The following is a 13,923-nucleotide window of genomic DNA, read 5'->3' on the forward strand; positions in this document are numbered from 1 at the left end:
AGTTACTGGCCTGAGGAGGGCTTTTTTTCTCTTTGCATAAATAAAGAATACCCCGAGTTGATCGGGGCATTTTTTGATTAGCTGCTGGTTATTTCGTTTTCACACGGTCTGAGTGGGACCGGCTTTAGCCGGGAAGAGGCCAGCCCAGGCGCCAGCAATTTTGCTGATCGCACACCCTCCCTGTGGGAGCGAGCTTGCTCGCGAATGCTGCATTCCAAACACCGGATAATCGGTGGATGTACCGACCCCTTCGTGAGCAAGCTCACTCCCACAAGTCCTCAGCGTTTGCTCTGCCCTCGATTCGCTTTCAAGTTTTTCACCAAAAAAGACTAACCACTTCGCCCCCTCGTTCGTCTTTCAGGTAAGGCGCGCTTACCTGCGCCGTTCCAACACCACGAGGGATTACACATGAGCTTCGACAGCGAAAACACACAGTTCCGGGTCGTCATCAACCACGAAGAGCAGTACTCCATCTGGCCCGATTACAAAGCCATCCCGGACGGCTGGAAAAGCGTCGGCATCGAAGGCGACAAACAGACCTGCCTCAACCACATCGAAAGCGTATGGACCGACATGCGCCCCCTCAGCCTGCGCAAGGCCATGGCCTGAACCCACCCCCTTCAGCCTCAGGAGCGTAACGCCCATGAACATGCGCATGCTCACCCCCGAACGCCTGCGCCTTGAAGCCGGCTTTCCCCTGCGCGTCCAGCCCGGCCAGACCGGCGTCTCCCTGGCCGCCGAATTCGACGCCCTGCGCAGCGTCGTCGACCACTCGCTGGAACGCGACGGCGCCATCCTCTTCAGCGGATTCACCAGTGAAGGCGTCGAAGGCTTCCAGCGCTTTGCCGCCTCCTTCGGCCACCCGCTGCTCAACTACGAATTCGGCTCCACCCCGCGCAGCCAGGTCGATGGCAAAGGCGTCTATACCTCCACCGAATACCCGGCCCATCGCTCGATCCCGCTGCACAACGAACAGGCCTACACCACCGAATGGCCCATGCGCATCTTCTTCTACTGCGCCAAAGCCGCGGTCAGCGGCGGCGAGACGCCGATTGCCGACAGCCGTCGGGTGTTCCAGCGCATCAGTCCGGCGCTGCGCAAACGCTTTGAAGAAAAGCGCCTGATGTACGTGCGCAACTACGGCAACGGCCTCGACCTGACCTGGCAACAGGTTTTCAACACCGAGCGTCACAGCGACGTCGAAGACTACTGTCGCCCCCGTGGCATCCAGTGCGACTGGAACGAGGATGGCGACCTGCGCACCCGGCAGCTGGTGCAAGGCGTCGCCCAGCATCCGCGCACCAAGGACTGGGTCTGGTTCAATCAGGCGCACCTGTTTCACCTGTCGAACCTCGACGAGGAGATGCAGGAAATCCTCCTCGACACCGTCGGCGAAGAAGGCCTGCCGCGCAACGTCTACTACGGCGACGGCAGCCCGCTGGAGGCCGACGCGCTGGCGGAAATTCGCGGCGTACTGAGCGAATGCGAAGTGGTCTTCCCGTGGCAGACCGGCGACGTGCTGATGCTCGACAACATGCTCACGGCGCACTCGCGCAAGCCGTTCAGCGGCGAACGAAAAGTCGTGGTCGCGATGGCCGAAGGCGTCAGCGGCAACACCCTGCACACCCTTTCCTGAGTCCGATATTCATGCAGAAAACCAAGCTTGTTTACGTCTGGTCGTTGCGTAACGCAGCGGCGGACAAGGCCGGTCAATACGTTGATTACCACGGCGAACAGCGCTACATGACCTCGCCGCTGGAGTACCTGGTCAAGGCGCTCAACGACACCGCCCTCGGCGACCATTACTCCCTGGAAGCGATCATCTACGACGAAAACCCTGAGTCGGCCCGCGACCGCGAGAGCATCAAGGACTACGGGTTCAAGCCGGGGCAGGGCGCTCACTGGTTCTACCCGGCGGGCCTGACGGTGCAGGGGCGCAAGGTCGATGACCTGCTGGAAAACGTGCCGTCGAGCTACCGCGCCTTGCCCTTGGGCGACAGCGCGCGGCCGGCCGGCAAATCGGATTTCGAGCGCCGTCTCGGTGAGCGCCTACACGCGCTCGGCGCCGATGTCGTGGTGCTCGACGGGCTGCTGGTGATCCTCGATGAACTGGTGCGCGAAGGCGCTGATTTCCACCGGCGCATCTTCAACGTACACCCGGGCATCACGCGCCTGGAATCGCCGTACGAGCGGCGCGGCGCCTATGCCACCCTCGACGCGCTGTACGGCGCCCGGGGCAAGAAAGTGGTCGACTGGACCACGCGGGAGATGGTCGACATTCCGGCGGTGAACATGACCGGCGCCTCGTTCCATTACGTCGACACCGGCATCGATTCCGGCGAGGTGGTGTTCGACGTGCTCGACACGCCCATCGCGCCGGACGACACCATCCTCGAACTGCGCTGGAACAACTTCAACAACAGCCTGTTTCCTGCGCTGGAGCAAGGGTTGTGGGTGCTGGCGCGGCAGCAGTCCCATTGACCGCGCTCCGTTGAACGGGCGGTCAGCGCAGCGAGTCAGCACATGATTCCTGCGCTGGCGCCGTTGTTCATTGCCGATTTCGAGCACTACCGCGACGTGCTGGTATTGCCCGACGACCCCCGCGTCGGCGTGCCCCTGCGCACGTTTCTGACCGGTGAATACCTGAACGATGTCCTCACGCGATTCGCCAGCGCCTATCCCGACAGCGACCCCCGCGGCCTGGCGTCGATCTGGAGCAAGTATTACTTCATCAAACTGATTCCACCGGTGGTCGCGGCGTCGCTGATCCTCAACCAGCGACTGCCGCTGCACCTCGATCACGTACAACTGATCCTCAACGACGATGGCCTGCCTGCCGCGTTCAAGCTGGCTGACTCGGGACAGCGCTGGACGCCCAGTCCGGCCGATGCTTTCGAGCGTTTCGACGAATTGCTTGAGCAGCACCTCAGGCCGTTCATTGATGCCTTCGCGCGGCACGTTCGTCTATCGCCCAAGGTGCTGTGGAGCAACGCCGGCAACTATTTCGAGTGGTTGTTGGGCGTGCTCGCAAACGCAATGCCCCACGCCGATGTGAGTCACGGCCGCCAGTTGCTCAACGCGCAACATCTCCCCGATGGATGCCGCAATCCGCTCTACCAGCCGGTGCGTTATCTCAAGGTCGGCGGCCAGGAGGAACTGAAGCGCCAACGCCGCGTGTGCTGCATCCGTTACCGCGTAAACGGCCTCGACTACTGCGCCAACTGCCCGCTGTCCTGACTGACCGCGTACACATTGTGGAACGGCTTCAGCCGGGAAGGCGTAACTCGCCACGCCGCAAAAACGAGATCACACCTCCCGCCCACGCAACCCGCTGCGGCCATAAAACGCCACCACCACAAAACACCCCAGCGGCAGCAGGTACGCCAGCGCCGTAGAGAAGTGATCCGCCACCAGTCCCATGAAATACGGCATCAGCGCGCCGCCGACGATGGCCATGATCAGGAACGAGCTGCCGCGTTTGGTGTGCGGGCCGAGGTTTTTCACGCCCATGGCGAAGATGGTCGGGAACATGATCGACATGAAGAAGAACACCGCGACCAGCGCCACCACCGACACGCTTTCCACGCCGCTGACCACCACCGCGCACAGCGCGACGTTGATCCACGCGTAGACCATCAGCAGCCGCTGCGCCGGGATACGCCCCATCAGCCAGGTGCTGAAGAAGCGCCCGCACATGAAGCAGATCATCGCCACCGACAGCAAATAGGCGGCACTCTGGCTGGTCATGCTCGCCCAGTGTTCGGTCACGTAATTGATGAAGAACGCGCCGACACCCACCTGCGCCGCCACATAGAAGAACTGCGTGACCACGCCGCCGACGAACTCACGGTGCTGCCAGAGGGTCTTGTTGTCGTGGCGCTGGATGCTCGATTCCTGCTCGCGCAGATCGGGCATCGGCGTGCGGGCGAACAGCGCGGCCACCAGCAAAACGATCACCGCGATGACCACGTAGGTGGTTTGCAGCGAGCTGTTGTCACTGCCGGCGTTGTTGCCGCCGAAGAACAGCGCGCCCCCCAGCAGCGGCCCGACGAACTGGCCGAGGCCGTTGAACGACTGCGCCAGATTAAGCCGACGCTCCGCGCCTTTCGGATCGCCCAGCACGGTGGCGTAAGGATTCGCCGCCGTCTCCAGACAACCCAGCCCCAGGGCGATGACGAACAGCGCAAACAGGAAGAACGGGAAGCTCGCCGCATTGGCCGCCGGCATGAACAGCAACGCGCCGGCGGCGTACAGGCACAGGCCCAGCAGAATCCCGGCCTTGTAGCCGAAGCGGTCCATCAGAAAGCCGGCGGGCAGGGCGATGATGAAATACGCGCCGAAGTACGCGGCCTGCAGCAGCCCGGACTGGGCCTTGCTGACGTGCAGCGTTTCCTGAAAGTGCTTGTTCAGCACATCGAGCAGCCCGTACGACAGGCCCCAGAGGAAAAACAGGCTGGTCACCAGCATCAACGCCACCCGCACCGACGGCGCTGCGTGCCGGTACACCGGGGTCTGGACTTTGCTGTGTTTGGTCAACATAACGCTCTCCTTTTTTGTTGTTGTTCAAGCGTGAAGCGTGACGAAGCGGATGTTCGGTTGTGCAGGGATCGACGCCTTGCACTCGTACCTGTGGGAGTGAGCTTGCTCACGAAAAGGCCGGTACATCCGCGAGATTTCCAGCATTTGAAACTCAGCTTTCGCGAGCAAGCTCGCTCCCACCAGAGACCCATTCAGCAGCCGGCGCAGAGGGGTGTCAGGGCTCATGAAGTCTTTTGAATTGCTCATCCAGACTAAAAATCTGCGCCATGGGCTGCCACTTATTCCCCGGCTCGGTCCACGGCGTCGGCCTCTGAAACCGCCACATCAACGCCTCCCATTCCTGCACCCTGGGATGGGCCGCCGACGCCTGATCCATCGCGTCGGCGCTAAAGCCCGGGGCGGTGTCCATGACCATGAACAGCCGCGTGCCCAGTCGCCAGATCTGCATGTCCAGCACGCCCTGACTGCGCAGGTGTTCGGCAATTTCCGGCCAGATGCGCCGATGCAGTTGCTCATACTCGGCGATCAACACCTCGTCATCGGCCATGTCCAGGGCCATACAAAAACGCTGCGCGCTCATGTCAGTGCCCGATCCAGATGCGTATAGCCGCCGTCCACCACCAGCCACTGCCCGGTGGTGTGGGACGCTCGCGGAGACAGCAGAAACAGCACGCTGTCGGCAATCTCAGTCGGCGTGGTCATGCGCTGCCCGAGGGGGATTTTCTCGACGATCTTCGCCAGCTTCGCGTCAGGGTCGTCGAAGCTGGCAATCCAGCGCTCGTACAGCGGCGTCATGACTTCAGCCGGGATCACCGCGTTCACCCTCACGCCATCGCCGAGCAGCGACGCCGCCCATTCCCGGGTCAGCGACAGTTGCGCGCCTTTCGAGGCGGTGTAACCGCTGGTGCCGCCCTGGCCGGTGAAAGCGGTTTTCGAGCCGATGTTGACGATGGCGCCCTTGCTCGCCTTCAGCGCCTCGACGCACAGATGGGCCATGACGTAGTAGTGAATGAGGTTCTTCTCCAGCGACTCGATGAACGCGCCGCGACCGGCCCCTAGGCCGATGTTGTCGTTGACCCCGGCGTTGTTGACCAGCCCGTCGATGCGGCCAAAGCGCTCCAGCACCTTGCTCACCGCCGCCGTACATTCGGCCTCGTCACGCAGCTCGACCTGCACGAACAGGGTCTGCGGCTGGCGTCTGTCCAGCTCGGCGGCCAATTCAGCAGGCAGCGGCTGATTGGCGAAGATCACCGGGATCGCGCCTTCTTCGGCCAGCCCCAGTGAGATCGCGGCGCCAATCCCCGAGCCGCCGCCGGTGACGATGATGATTTTGTCATGCAGGTGCAGATTCATGGGCAGGTTCCTTGCAGTCCGTACAGGCGAATGGCGGTGCCGCCGCGCAGCGCGTTTTGCTCATCGACGGAGAGCGTACTGATGGCGGTTTCGAACAACTGGTGGACGTCGCTGTAGCTGCCGGCCATCTGACAGACCGGCCAGTCGGAGCCGAACATCAGTCGTTGCGGCCCGAACAATTCCAGCGCCAGATAGAAATACGGCAGCAGCTCCACCGGTCGCCAGCGCTGCCAGTCGGCTTCGGTAATCAGCCCCGACAGCTTGCAGGCCACGTGGGGCAGGGCGGTCAGCGGGGCGAGGCGATCGGCCCAGGCGATGGGGTCTTCCAGGGACAGATCCGGTTTGCCGAGGTGATCAAGGATCAGGTGATGCCGGTCGTGGCGTTGGCAGAAGTCGGTGGCAGCGTGCAGGTCTTTGTCTTTTATCAGCACGTCGTAAGTCAGCCCGAGGGCTTGCAACTGCCGCATACCCCGGGCCAACGCCGGGTCCTGGAGAAACAGCGACGGCGCCGGTTCGTCCTGTACCAGGTGACGAAGGCCGACCAGTTTTTCCGCGTCCGCCCAGCGTGCCAATTGCTCGTCGACACCATCCGCCCGCAGGTCCGCCCAGCCGACCACGCCGAGGATCCAATGATGCTCGGCCGCATGGCTCAACAAGGCGTCTGTCTCGGCAATGCTGTGCCGCGCCTGCACCGCGACGCAGCCATCGATGCCATGCTGATCGAGCAGAGGTTTTAAATCGCCCGGCAGAAAATCCCGTTGCAGCGCAGCATGGCGCTGGTCAATCCAGGGGTAATCCCTGGCGTCATAAGTCCAGAAATGCTGATGGGCATCCACCCGCAAGGGCGGTGCCGGAACGCTTGAGTGTTGGGACGACATTGTTGTTGTACTCCGTCCGTTTTATGCCTGGGCAAAGCTCTGCCGGGGTCCTCAGCCCTTGTACGCGTACTGCTCCCGCGAAGCGGCTTTCATCTGAATCGAAAACCCCGGGGCGGCCGGCGGCAGATACGCCGCATCACGAATCACGCAGGGGTCCTCGAAGTGCTCATGCAGGTGATCGACATACTCCACCACCCGACCTTCATGGGTGCCGGCGATGCACAGGAAGTCGATCATCGACAGGTGCTGCACGTACTCGCACAGCCCGACGCCGCCGGCATGGGGGCAGACCGGCAGTTGATATTTGGCGGCCATCAGCATCACTGCCAGCACCTCGTTGACCCCGCCGAGGCGGCAGGCGTCGATCTGCACCACATCGATGGCGCCGCGCATGATCAGTTGCTTGAAGACGATGCGGTTCTGGCACATCTCGCCGGTCGCCACCTTCACCGGGTGCACGCCAAGACGAATGGTGCGATGACCCTCGACGTCGTCGGGGCTGGTCGGTTCTTCGATGAACCACGGTTTGGCGAACGCCAGCTCGCGGACCCAGTCGATGGCCTCGCCGACCTCCCAGACCTGATTGGCGTCGATCATCAGATGGCGATCCGGCCCCAGCACTTCCCGGGCGATGCGCACGCGGCGGATGTCGTCCTGCAGGTCGCGGCCAACCTTGAGTTTGATGTGGGAAAACCCGCCATCGACCGCTTCCTGACACAAACGGCGCAGCTTGTCGTCGGGGTAACCCAGCCAGCCCGCCGAAGTGGTGTAGCAGGGGTAACCGTCGGCGAGCAGCGCTTGCAGCCGTTGCGCCTTGCCTTCGGCGCGCTCGGTCAACAGCGCCAAGGCTTCGTCCGGCGTGAGGCAGTCGGTGATGTAGCGGAAATCGATGCAGCGCACCAGTTGCGCCGGGGTCATTTCCGCCACCAGTTGCCACACCGGCTTGCCCTCGGACTTGGCCCACAGGTCCCAGGTGGCATTGACCACGGCGCCGGTCGCCAAATGGATCGCGCCCTTGTCCGGGCCGATCCAGCGCAACTGGCTGTCGCTGGTGACGTGGCGCCAGAAACGGCCCATGTCTTCGGCGATCCATTCCAGCTTCAAGCCTACCATCACGCCCGCCAGCGCCTTGATCGCGGCGCAGCAGATCTCATTGCCGCGGCCGATGGTGAACGTCAGGCCGTGGCCCTGCAGGGTGGGGTGATCGGTCTCGAGAATGACGTAGGCCGCCGAGTAATCGGGGTCCGGGTTCATCGCGTCGGAGCCGTCGAGGAATTGCGACGTGGGGAAGCGAATGTCTTCAACGCGCAAGGCGGTGATGGTGGTCATGGCGGGTCCCTTTGGCATTGTTATGGGCAGCGCGGTTTGCTTGGGAATTCGGTTAAAACTTTTCAGCTTGGCACCACAGTGATCTCAGTCCGGCGAAACCCTGTGATCTCAGGCACCACATGATCTCAACTGGATGGAGATCTTCAGGGAGTTGAAATCCTGTGTTTTCAAGTCCCACATGATCTCAAGCGGATGGAGATCTTGTGGGAGTGAGCTTGCTCACGAAGGCGGCATCTCTACCCACAGAAATTCAGTGGATGTACTGGCCTCTTCGCGAGCAAGCTCGCTCCCACAGAGACGGTGTTTGCTGCTTTAGGCGTCGACCGTCAGCTGCTGCTGTTCCCCCAACCCTTCAATACCCAGACGCATGGTCTGGCCGGCGCGCAGGAACACCGGCTCCGGCTTGATGCCCAGGCCCACGCCCGGCGGCGTGCCGGTGGAAATCACGTCGCCCGGTTGCAGGCTCATGAACTGGCTCAGGTAGCTCACCAGCTTGGGGATCTGGAAAATCATCGTGCGCGTGTTGCCGTTCTGGGAGCGCTTGCCGTCGACTTCCAGCCACAGGTTGAGCTGATGGGGGTCGGCGATTTCATCGCGGGTCACCAGCCACGGACCGATCGGGCCGAAAGTGTCGCAGCCCTTGCCCTTGTCCCAGGTGCCGCCGCGCTCGATCTGAAATTCACGCTCGGAGACGTCGTTGATCACGCAATAACCCGCCACGTGCTCCAGCGCATCGGCTTCGTCGATGTAGCGACCGCCCTTGCCGATGACCACGCCCAGCTCGACTTCCCAGTCGGTCTTCTTCGAGTTGCGCGGGATTTCTACGTTGTCGTTGGGCCCGACGATGGCGCTGGTCCACTTGTTGAAAATAATCGGCTCTTTCGGAATGTCCGCACCGGTTTCTGCGGCGTGGTCGGCGTAGTTCAGGCCGATGCAGATGAACTTGCCGATCTTGCCCACGCATGGGCCGAGGCGCGGATTGCCCTCTACCAGCGGCAGGCTGTTGATGTCCTGTGACTGCAGATGCGCGATGCTTTCCGGGCTCAGGGCGGTGCCCGACAGGTCGCCGATGAGATCGGTCAGATCGCGAATGCGGCCGTCGCTGGCCAGCAGGCCAGGGCGTTCTTGACCGGGTTCGCCGTAACGCAGCAATTTCATGGGGTGTCCTCTGCAGGTAAAAAATCAGGATTGAGTGATCAGAATTCGGTGTCACCAATACGCGGGATGGGCGGTGGGCTCAATTACTCCAGCCGCCGTCGATGATCTGCGCCGTGCCGGTGGTAAAGCCGCTGGCGGACGAGCCAAGGTACAGCGCCAGTTGGGCGATTTCCTCGGGGGTGCCCAGACGTCCCATCGGCTGGCGCGCTTCAAACGCGGCGTACACCTCGGCCTCTTCGCGATGCTCGCGCGCAGCCTGATCGGCCACCCGCTGACGCAGGGAAGGGGATTCCACGGTGCCGGGGCAAATGCAGTTGCAGCGGATGTTCTGCCCGACGAAGTCGGCAGCGACCGAACGGGTGATGCCTATCACGGCGGCCTTGCTGGCGCAGTAGGCGAAGCGGTTGGGCACGCCCTTGACGGCCGAGGCCACCGACGACATGTTGATGATCGAACCGCCACCGTTGGCCAACATCGCCGGCAGGAACGCGCGGATCATCTTGTACATGGCGGTGACGTTGAGGTCGAAGGCGAAGCGCCAGTCGTCGTTGGAGCATTCGAGGATGTTGCCGCTGTGCACCACGCCCGCGCAGTTGAACAGCACATCCAGCGCACCCACTTCGGCGGCCAGCCGCTCGATGGCGGCGTGATCGGTGACGTCGAGCAAACGCTTGTGCACGCCCTGGAGGTGGTCCAGTGCTGCACCGTTGATGTCAACGGCGAAGACTTCCGCGCCGGCCTTCAGATAAGCCTCGACGCTGGCTTGACCGATGCCCTGGGCGGCGGCCGTGATGAGCACTCGCTTACCGGTGAGGTCCATGTTGATCCCTTGTTTTTATTGTTGAGACGACCTGACTGGCCATGCTGCCGTCGAGGTCTGCTGATCGAACCGTGCAGCACGTCAGGAGATTTGAAGCACGCCGAACCCCGACGGGTTTTGCTATGCTCCGCTCACTGCAGCGCTCCAATGGTCAGGCCATTGGTCCTGTTTTTAGCACTAGTCATGGACTGCAACAAGGCCAATTTTTGATCCAGTGCGCTGTACATTTCCGAGCCGATTCCCGATGCCAATCCAAGTAATTGATAACCAGAGACTTTATCGCCAGATCGCCGATCAGCTGCGCGCGCTGATCGACAGCGGCGAATTTCCACCGGGCAGCCGCCTGCCCGCCGAACGTGAATTGGCGAAGATGTTGGGCGTGAGCAGGGCGTCGGTGCGCGAGGCGATGATTGCCCTTGAGGTGATCGGGCTGGTGGATGTGCGCGTGGGCAATGGCGTGCTGGTGTGCGAACCGCCGGGGCAGAAGCTGTCCGATGAACCGGTGATGACTCAGGTCACCCGCGATCAGTGGAAGGACGTCGACCCGGAGCTGGGCATCGAGGTGGATTTCAGCGCGGAGATCCCTCCGTTTGCCCTGCTTCAGGCGCGGCGGTTGATCGAGCCGGAAGCGGCCGCGCTGGCGGCACAAAACGCCAGCGATGAAGAACTCGAAGCCATCCGCGAGGCCTTCGAGCGCAACGCCCGCGACAACCGCGAGCATTCCCATACCCACCCGGGCGATCGGCTGTTTCACATTCGCATCGCCCAGGCCTCCGGCAACCCCGCCTATGGGCTGATGATCAAGCACCTGCTCGGGCATCAGTACGGCAGCATGTTCCAGCGGCTACAGGCGCACTACACCTCCGACGACATGCCGTTCCGCTCCGAACACGAACACCGCCTGATCCTCGACGCCCTGCAAAACCGGGATGCAGAAGCTGCGAGGCAGGCGATGGCGGGGCATCTGGATGAAGTCATCCGTATCTTCAGTCGCGGCGGGTTTTAGCCTTCACAGGGGACCACGATTTCCCGGCTGGCGGAGAACCTGTGGCGAGGTTGTTTGAACACTGCAGATGATCCTGACGACGGAGAACCTGTGGGAGCGAGCTTGCTCGCGAATGCTGACTTCCAGCCGATAAAGATGCAGTGGCTGGACCGGCGCTTTCGTGAGCAAGCTCACTCCCACAGGTCCTCGGCATGGCTCGAAATCTCAGGTCAGCCGCGGTCTCGTGGGAGCGAGCTTGCTCGCGAAGACTTAATGTCTGACACCAGAGAAATTGGCTGAATGTCCCGGCCTCTTCGTGAGCAAGGTGGAGCGCCACCCCGGTCACTCCCACAGGGACCGCACTTCAGCCCCTTTCTGGTGAAGCCTCACCCATCCGTCGACCGCGACACCTCTTCCCATTCCGCAAACTCGGCCTCCAGCTGCGCGAGCTTCTCCCGGACCAGCTTCAACGCGTCGCTGCCCAGCAACAGATGCGCCGGCGGGTTGGGGCTATTAATCAGCTTGAGCATCGCGTCGGCAGCCTTGGCCGGATCCCCCGGCTGTTTGCCGCTGCGTTCTTCGCGGGCCTTGCGGATCGGGTCGAAGCTGGCGTCGTAGTCGGTAATCTGCCGCGCAGTACGCTGCATCGAACGGCCGGCCCAATCCGTGCGGAACGAACCCGGTGCCACCGCGGTGACGAACACATTGAAGGGCTTCAGCTCCTTGCCCAGGGATTCAGAAATGCCTTCAAGCGCGAACTTACTGCCGTGGTAGTAGGAAATCCCCGGCATCGTGATGAAGCCGCCCATGGAGGTGACGTTGAGGATGTGCCCGCTGCGGCGCTGGCGGAACAGCGGCACGAAGGCCTTGATGATCGCCACCGCGCCGAACACGTTGACGTCGAACTGCCGACGCAAATCTTCCAGCGGCGACTCTTCCAGAATACCTTCGTGGCCATAGCCGGCGTTGTTGACCAGCACGTCGATGGGCCCGAACGCGTTGTCGGCCTCGGTCACCACGCGGTCGATGGCGTCGAAATCAGTGACGTCCAGCAGCACGCCGTGGGCGCGACCCGGTGCCTGGGCTTCAAATGCCTGAACGGCGTCTTCATTGCGCAGCGTGCCGATCACGGTATGACCCGCCGCCAGCGCCCGCTGCGCCAACGCCTGGCCGAAGCCGCTGCTGACACCGGTGATAAACAAGGTTTTGCTCATTGTGCGTTTCCTCATGAGGCCTAAGCCGTTGATCGTAGGCCCCCATGGTAGGAACCCTGCGCGCCAAACCGATGACCCAGTCCTACGCGATGATTGCCTGATCCTGCCCGGGCTTGGCGCTGCCATGGGAGGAATGCCGGTCCTGTAGGAGTGAGCTTGCTCGCGATCACGGTGTGTCAGTCAACTCACCTGCAACTGACACGCCGCAATCGCGAGCAAGCTCACTCCTACAAGATCGTGGGCGTATCACACTCGCGGATTGGCCGTGTTCTTCGTCACCAGCCGCAAGCCGCTCGCCACACTGCCCACCGCCGCAAAGCCCGCGCCGATGCTCAATGCCAGCACGGGACCGTGGGTGTTGGAAATCCCGAAGCTCAGTGCCACCAACGCCGCGCCCGTGGCCTGACCGATCAAACGTGCCGTCGCAATCGTGCCGCTGGCGCCGCTGGAGCGTTCCTTCGGCGCGCTGGTCATCAGGGCTTTCTGATTCGGCGCCTGGAAGAAACCGAAGCCGATGCCGCACAGGATCATCCGCGCGATGATCGACATCACGCTGGCGTCGGCGGGCATGGTCGCCAGGGAAATCATCCCCAGGCAGAGCATGGCCAGGCCAATCCCGCCCAGCAGCCCCGGCGCATAACGGTCCGACAGGCGCCCGGCGAACGGCGCGATCATCGCCACCACGACCGACCATGGCGTCATCAGAAACCCGGTCTGGATCGGGTCGCGGCCCAGGGTGCTTTCAAAAAAGAACGGCAGCGAGACGAACGCCAGCCCTTGGGTGGCGAACGAGCAGAACGCCGTCAGCGCCGACAATGCAAACAGCGGCCGCTTGAGCAAATCCAGGGGAAACATCGGCGCAGGGTGCCCGACCTCGCGTTTGAGCATCAGCGCGCCGCCCACCAGAAAGATCGCCAGGGCGATCAGCACGCTGGTCATGGAACCCAGTTGCGCCGCCTGACTCAGGGCAAAGATCAGCGCGCCGAAGGTGATGACATTGAGCACGGCGGTGACCCGGTCGAACGTCAGGCTGCCGAGGCGGGTCGCGGGCAGCGAGTTCCAGGCGAACACCAGGGCGAACAGGCCGATGGGCAGGTTGATCGCAAACAGCCACGGCCAACTCGCTACCGACAACACCAGCGAGGCCACGGTCGGGCCGATGGAAAACGAGGTGCCGACCACCAGCGCGTTCATGCCCAGCCCGCGCCCCAGCCGTTCGTGGGGGAAAATCGAGCCGATCAGCGCGGCGTTGACGCTCATGATCGCACTGGCGCCGATGCCCTGCAGCACGCGGGCGATGGTCAGCGTCGGCAATGACCAGGACAGCGCACACAGCGCCGAGGACACCACGAACAGAATCAGCCCGCCCAGGTAGACCTTGCGATGACCGAGCACACCGCCCAGCGCCGCGAACGGCAACAGCGTGGCGACGGCGGCGAGCTGGTAGGCGTTGATGATCCACACCGACGCGGCGGGCGAGGCGTTCAGATCAGCCGCGATGGCGGGGAGGGCGGTGTTGGCGATGGCGGTGTCGAGGGTGGCGAGGGCGATGGACATCAGAATCGCCGCCATACCGCGAAACTCGCGGGGTGTAAGTTTATTACCGACGCGCGGGGCATCCTGAGTGGCGGGCTGGACCATTATCGA

The 13,923-nt window shown here is 62.7% G+C and carries 14 protein-coding genes; 5 read left to right on the forward strand and 9 right to left on the reverse strand.

Annotated elements, in window-relative coordinates; all coding sequences use genetic code 11:
* The first annotated feature begins 408 nt into the window (after nucleotides 1–408).
* Genes QWI20_RS20625 through fhuF form a run of 4 tightly spaced genes read left to right on the forward strand, consistent with a single transcriptional unit; the run spans nucleotide 409 to nucleotide 3,237 of the window.
* Complete coding sequence (locus QWI20_RS20625) at nucleotides 409–609, forward strand: MbtH family protein (RefSeq protein WP_369307007.1); 201 nt, start codon at nucleotides 409–411, stop codon at nucleotides 607–609.
* Between the two features lie 34 nt (nucleotides 610–643).
* Nucleotides 644–1,636 (forward strand): TauD/TfdA family dioxygenase, encoded by a 993-nt coding sequence (locus tag QWI20_RS20630; protein WP_369307008.1) that lies wholly within the window; start codon nucleotides 644–646, stop codon nucleotides 1,634–1,636.
* Nucleotides 1,637–1,647: 11 nt separating this feature from the next.
* On the forward strand, nucleotides 1,648–2,481 hold the full coding sequence (locus QWI20_RS20635) for a N(5)-hydroxyornithine transformylase PvdF (protein WP_369307009.1): 834 nt from the start codon (nucleotides 1,648–1,650) through the stop codon (nucleotides 2,479–2,481).
* Between the two features lie 42 nt (nucleotides 2,482–2,523).
* Nucleotides 2,524–3,237 (forward strand): siderophore-iron reductase FhuF, encoded by a 714-nt coding sequence (gene fhuF, locus QWI20_RS20640; protein ID WP_369307010.1) that lies wholly within the window; start codon nucleotides 2,524–2,526, stop codon nucleotides 3,235–3,237.
* Between the two features lie 69 nt (nucleotides 3,238–3,306).
* Here fhuF and QWI20_RS20645 read toward each other — a convergent pair whose 3' ends face one another.
* The 7 genes from QWI20_RS20645 to QWI20_RS20675 all read right to left on the reverse strand — a co-directional run bounded on the left by QWI20_RS20645 (nucleotide 3,307) and on the right by QWI20_RS20675 (nucleotide 10,077).
* A complete protein-coding gene (locus QWI20_RS20645) occupies nucleotides 3,307–4,539 on the reverse strand; it encodes a sugar MFS transporter (protein WP_369307011.1) in 1,233 nt (410 codons plus the stop codon).
* A 214-nt stretch (nucleotides 4,540–4,753) separates the two neighbouring features.
* A complete protein-coding gene (locus QWI20_RS20650; RefSeq protein WP_369307012.1) occupies nucleotides 4,754–5,119 on the reverse strand; it encodes an L-rhamnose mutarotase in 366 nt (121 codons plus the stop codon).
* Nucleotides 5,116–5,892, reverse strand: coding sequence for an SDR family oxidoreductase (locus QWI20_RS20655; RefSeq protein WP_369307013.1), 777 nt, complete (start codon nucleotides 5,890–5,892; stop codon nucleotides 5,116–5,118). The genes QWI20_RS20650 and QWI20_RS20655 overlap by 4 nt, the downstream gene beginning before the upstream one ends.
* Entirely contained in the window at nucleotides 5,889–6,770 is an 882-nt protein-coding gene (locus QWI20_RS20660) for an amidohydrolase (protein ID WP_369307014.1), read from the reverse strand. The genes QWI20_RS20655 and QWI20_RS20660 overlap by 4 nt, the downstream gene beginning before the upstream one ends.
* Nucleotides 6,771–6,821: 51 nt before the next feature.
* The gene (locus tag QWI20_RS20665) at nucleotides 6,822–8,099 is read right to left on the reverse strand and encodes an L-fuconate dehydratase (protein WP_369307015.1); all 1,278 of its coding nucleotides are present in this window, start codon (nucleotides 8,097–8,099) and stop codon (nucleotides 6,822–6,824) included.
* A gap of 312 nt (nucleotides 8,100–8,411) precedes the next feature.
* The gene (locus tag QWI20_RS20670) at nucleotides 8,412–9,257 is read right to left on the reverse strand and encodes a fumarylacetoacetate hydrolase family protein (protein WP_369307016.1); all 846 of its coding nucleotides are present in this window, start codon (nucleotides 9,255–9,257) and stop codon (nucleotides 8,412–8,414) included.
* Between the two features lie 79 nt (nucleotides 9,258–9,336).
* Nucleotides 9,337–10,077 carry an SDR family oxidoreductase gene (locus tag QWI20_RS20675; RefSeq protein WP_369307017.1) on the reverse strand — a complete coding sequence of 247 codons (741 nt, stop codon included), beginning with the start codon at nucleotides 10,075–10,077 and terminating at the stop codon, nucleotides 9,337–9,339.
* Between the two features lie 244 nt (nucleotides 10,078–10,321).
* Between QWI20_RS20675 and QWI20_RS20680 the strand changes: the two genes are divergently transcribed.
* Nucleotides 10,322–11,083, forward strand: a complete 762-nt coding sequence (locus QWI20_RS20680; RefSeq protein WP_369307018.1) for a FadR/GntR family transcriptional regulator — start codon at nucleotides 10,322–10,324, stop codon at nucleotides 11,081–11,083.
* Nucleotides 11,084–11,448: 365 nt separating this feature from the next.
* On the opposite strand, the gene QWI20_RS20685 is transcribed toward QWI20_RS20680, so the two are convergent.
* The gene (locus QWI20_RS20685; RefSeq protein ID WP_369307019.1) at nucleotides 11,449–12,276 is read right to left on the reverse strand and encodes an oxidoreductase; all 828 of its coding nucleotides are present in this window, start codon (nucleotides 12,274–12,276) and stop codon (nucleotides 11,449–11,451) included.
* 246 nt (nucleotides 12,277–12,522) lie between these two features.
* On the reverse strand, nucleotides 12,523–13,848 hold the full coding sequence (locus QWI20_RS20690) for an MFS transporter (RefSeq protein ID WP_369307068.1): 1,326 nt from the start codon (nucleotides 13,846–13,848) through the stop codon (nucleotides 12,523–12,525).
* Nucleotides 13,849–13,923 lie beyond the last annotated feature (75 nt).

Origin of the sequence: Pseudomonas sp. W2-17 (assembly GCF_041060445.1) — a bacterium.
In the GTDB taxonomy this organism is placed as follows: Bacteria; Pseudomonadota; Gammaproteobacteria; order Pseudomonadales; family Pseudomonadaceae; genus Aquipseudomonas.

Excerpts from the sequence above, each read along its gene's own strand:
- QWI20_RS20625 (WP_369307007.1), top strand. The coding sequence starts at position 409 with ATGAGCTTCGACAGCGAAAACACACAGTTCCGGGTCGTCATCAACCAC.
- QWI20_RS20630 (WP_369307008.1), top strand. The coding sequence starts at position 644 with ATGAACATGCGCATGCTCACCCCCGAACGCCTGCGCCTTGAAGCCGGC.
- QWI20_RS20635 (WP_369307009.1), top strand. The coding sequence starts at position 1,648 with ATGCAGAAAACCAAGCTTGTTTACGTCTGGTCGTTGCGTAACGCAGCG.
- fhuF (WP_369307010.1), top strand. The coding sequence starts at position 2,524 with ATGATTCCTGCGCTGGCGCCGTTGTTCATTGCCGATTTCGAGCACTAC.
- QWI20_RS20645 (WP_369307011.1), bottom strand. The coding sequence starts at position 4,539 with ATGTTGACCAAACACAGCAAAGTCCAGACCCCGGTGTACCGGCACGCA.
- QWI20_RS20650 (WP_369307012.1), bottom strand. The coding sequence starts at position 5,119 with ATGAGCGCGCAGCGTTTTTGTATGGCCCTGGACATGGCCGATGACGAG.
- QWI20_RS20655 (WP_369307013.1), bottom strand. The coding sequence starts at position 5,892 with ATGAATCTGCACCTGCATGACAAAATCATCATCGTCACCGGCGGCGGC.
- QWI20_RS20660 (WP_369307014.1), bottom strand. The coding sequence starts at position 6,770 with ATGTCGTCCCAACACTCAAGCGTTCCGGCACCGCCCTTGCGGGTGGAT.
- QWI20_RS20665 (WP_369307015.1), bottom strand. The coding sequence starts at position 8,099 with ATGACCACCATCACCGCCTTGCGCGTTGAAGACATTCGCTTCCCCACG.
- QWI20_RS20670 (WP_369307016.1), bottom strand. The coding sequence starts at position 9,257 with ATGAAATTGCTGCGTTACGGCGAACCCGGTCAAGAACGCCCTGGCCTG.
- QWI20_RS20675 (WP_369307017.1), bottom strand. The coding sequence starts at position 10,077 with ATGGACCTCACCGGTAAGCGAGTGCTCATCACGGCCGCCGCCCAGGGC.
- QWI20_RS20680 (WP_369307018.1), top strand. The coding sequence starts at position 10,322 with ATGCCAATCCAAGTAATTGATAACCAGAGACTTTATCGCCAGATCGCC.
- QWI20_RS20685 (WP_369307019.1), bottom strand. The coding sequence starts at position 12,276 with ATGAGCAAAACCTTGTTTATCACCGGTGTCAGCAGCGGCTTCGGCCAG.
- QWI20_RS20690 (WP_369307068.1), bottom strand. The coding sequence starts at position 13,848 with ATGGCGGCGATTCTGATGTCCATCGCCCTCGCCACCCTCGACACCGCC.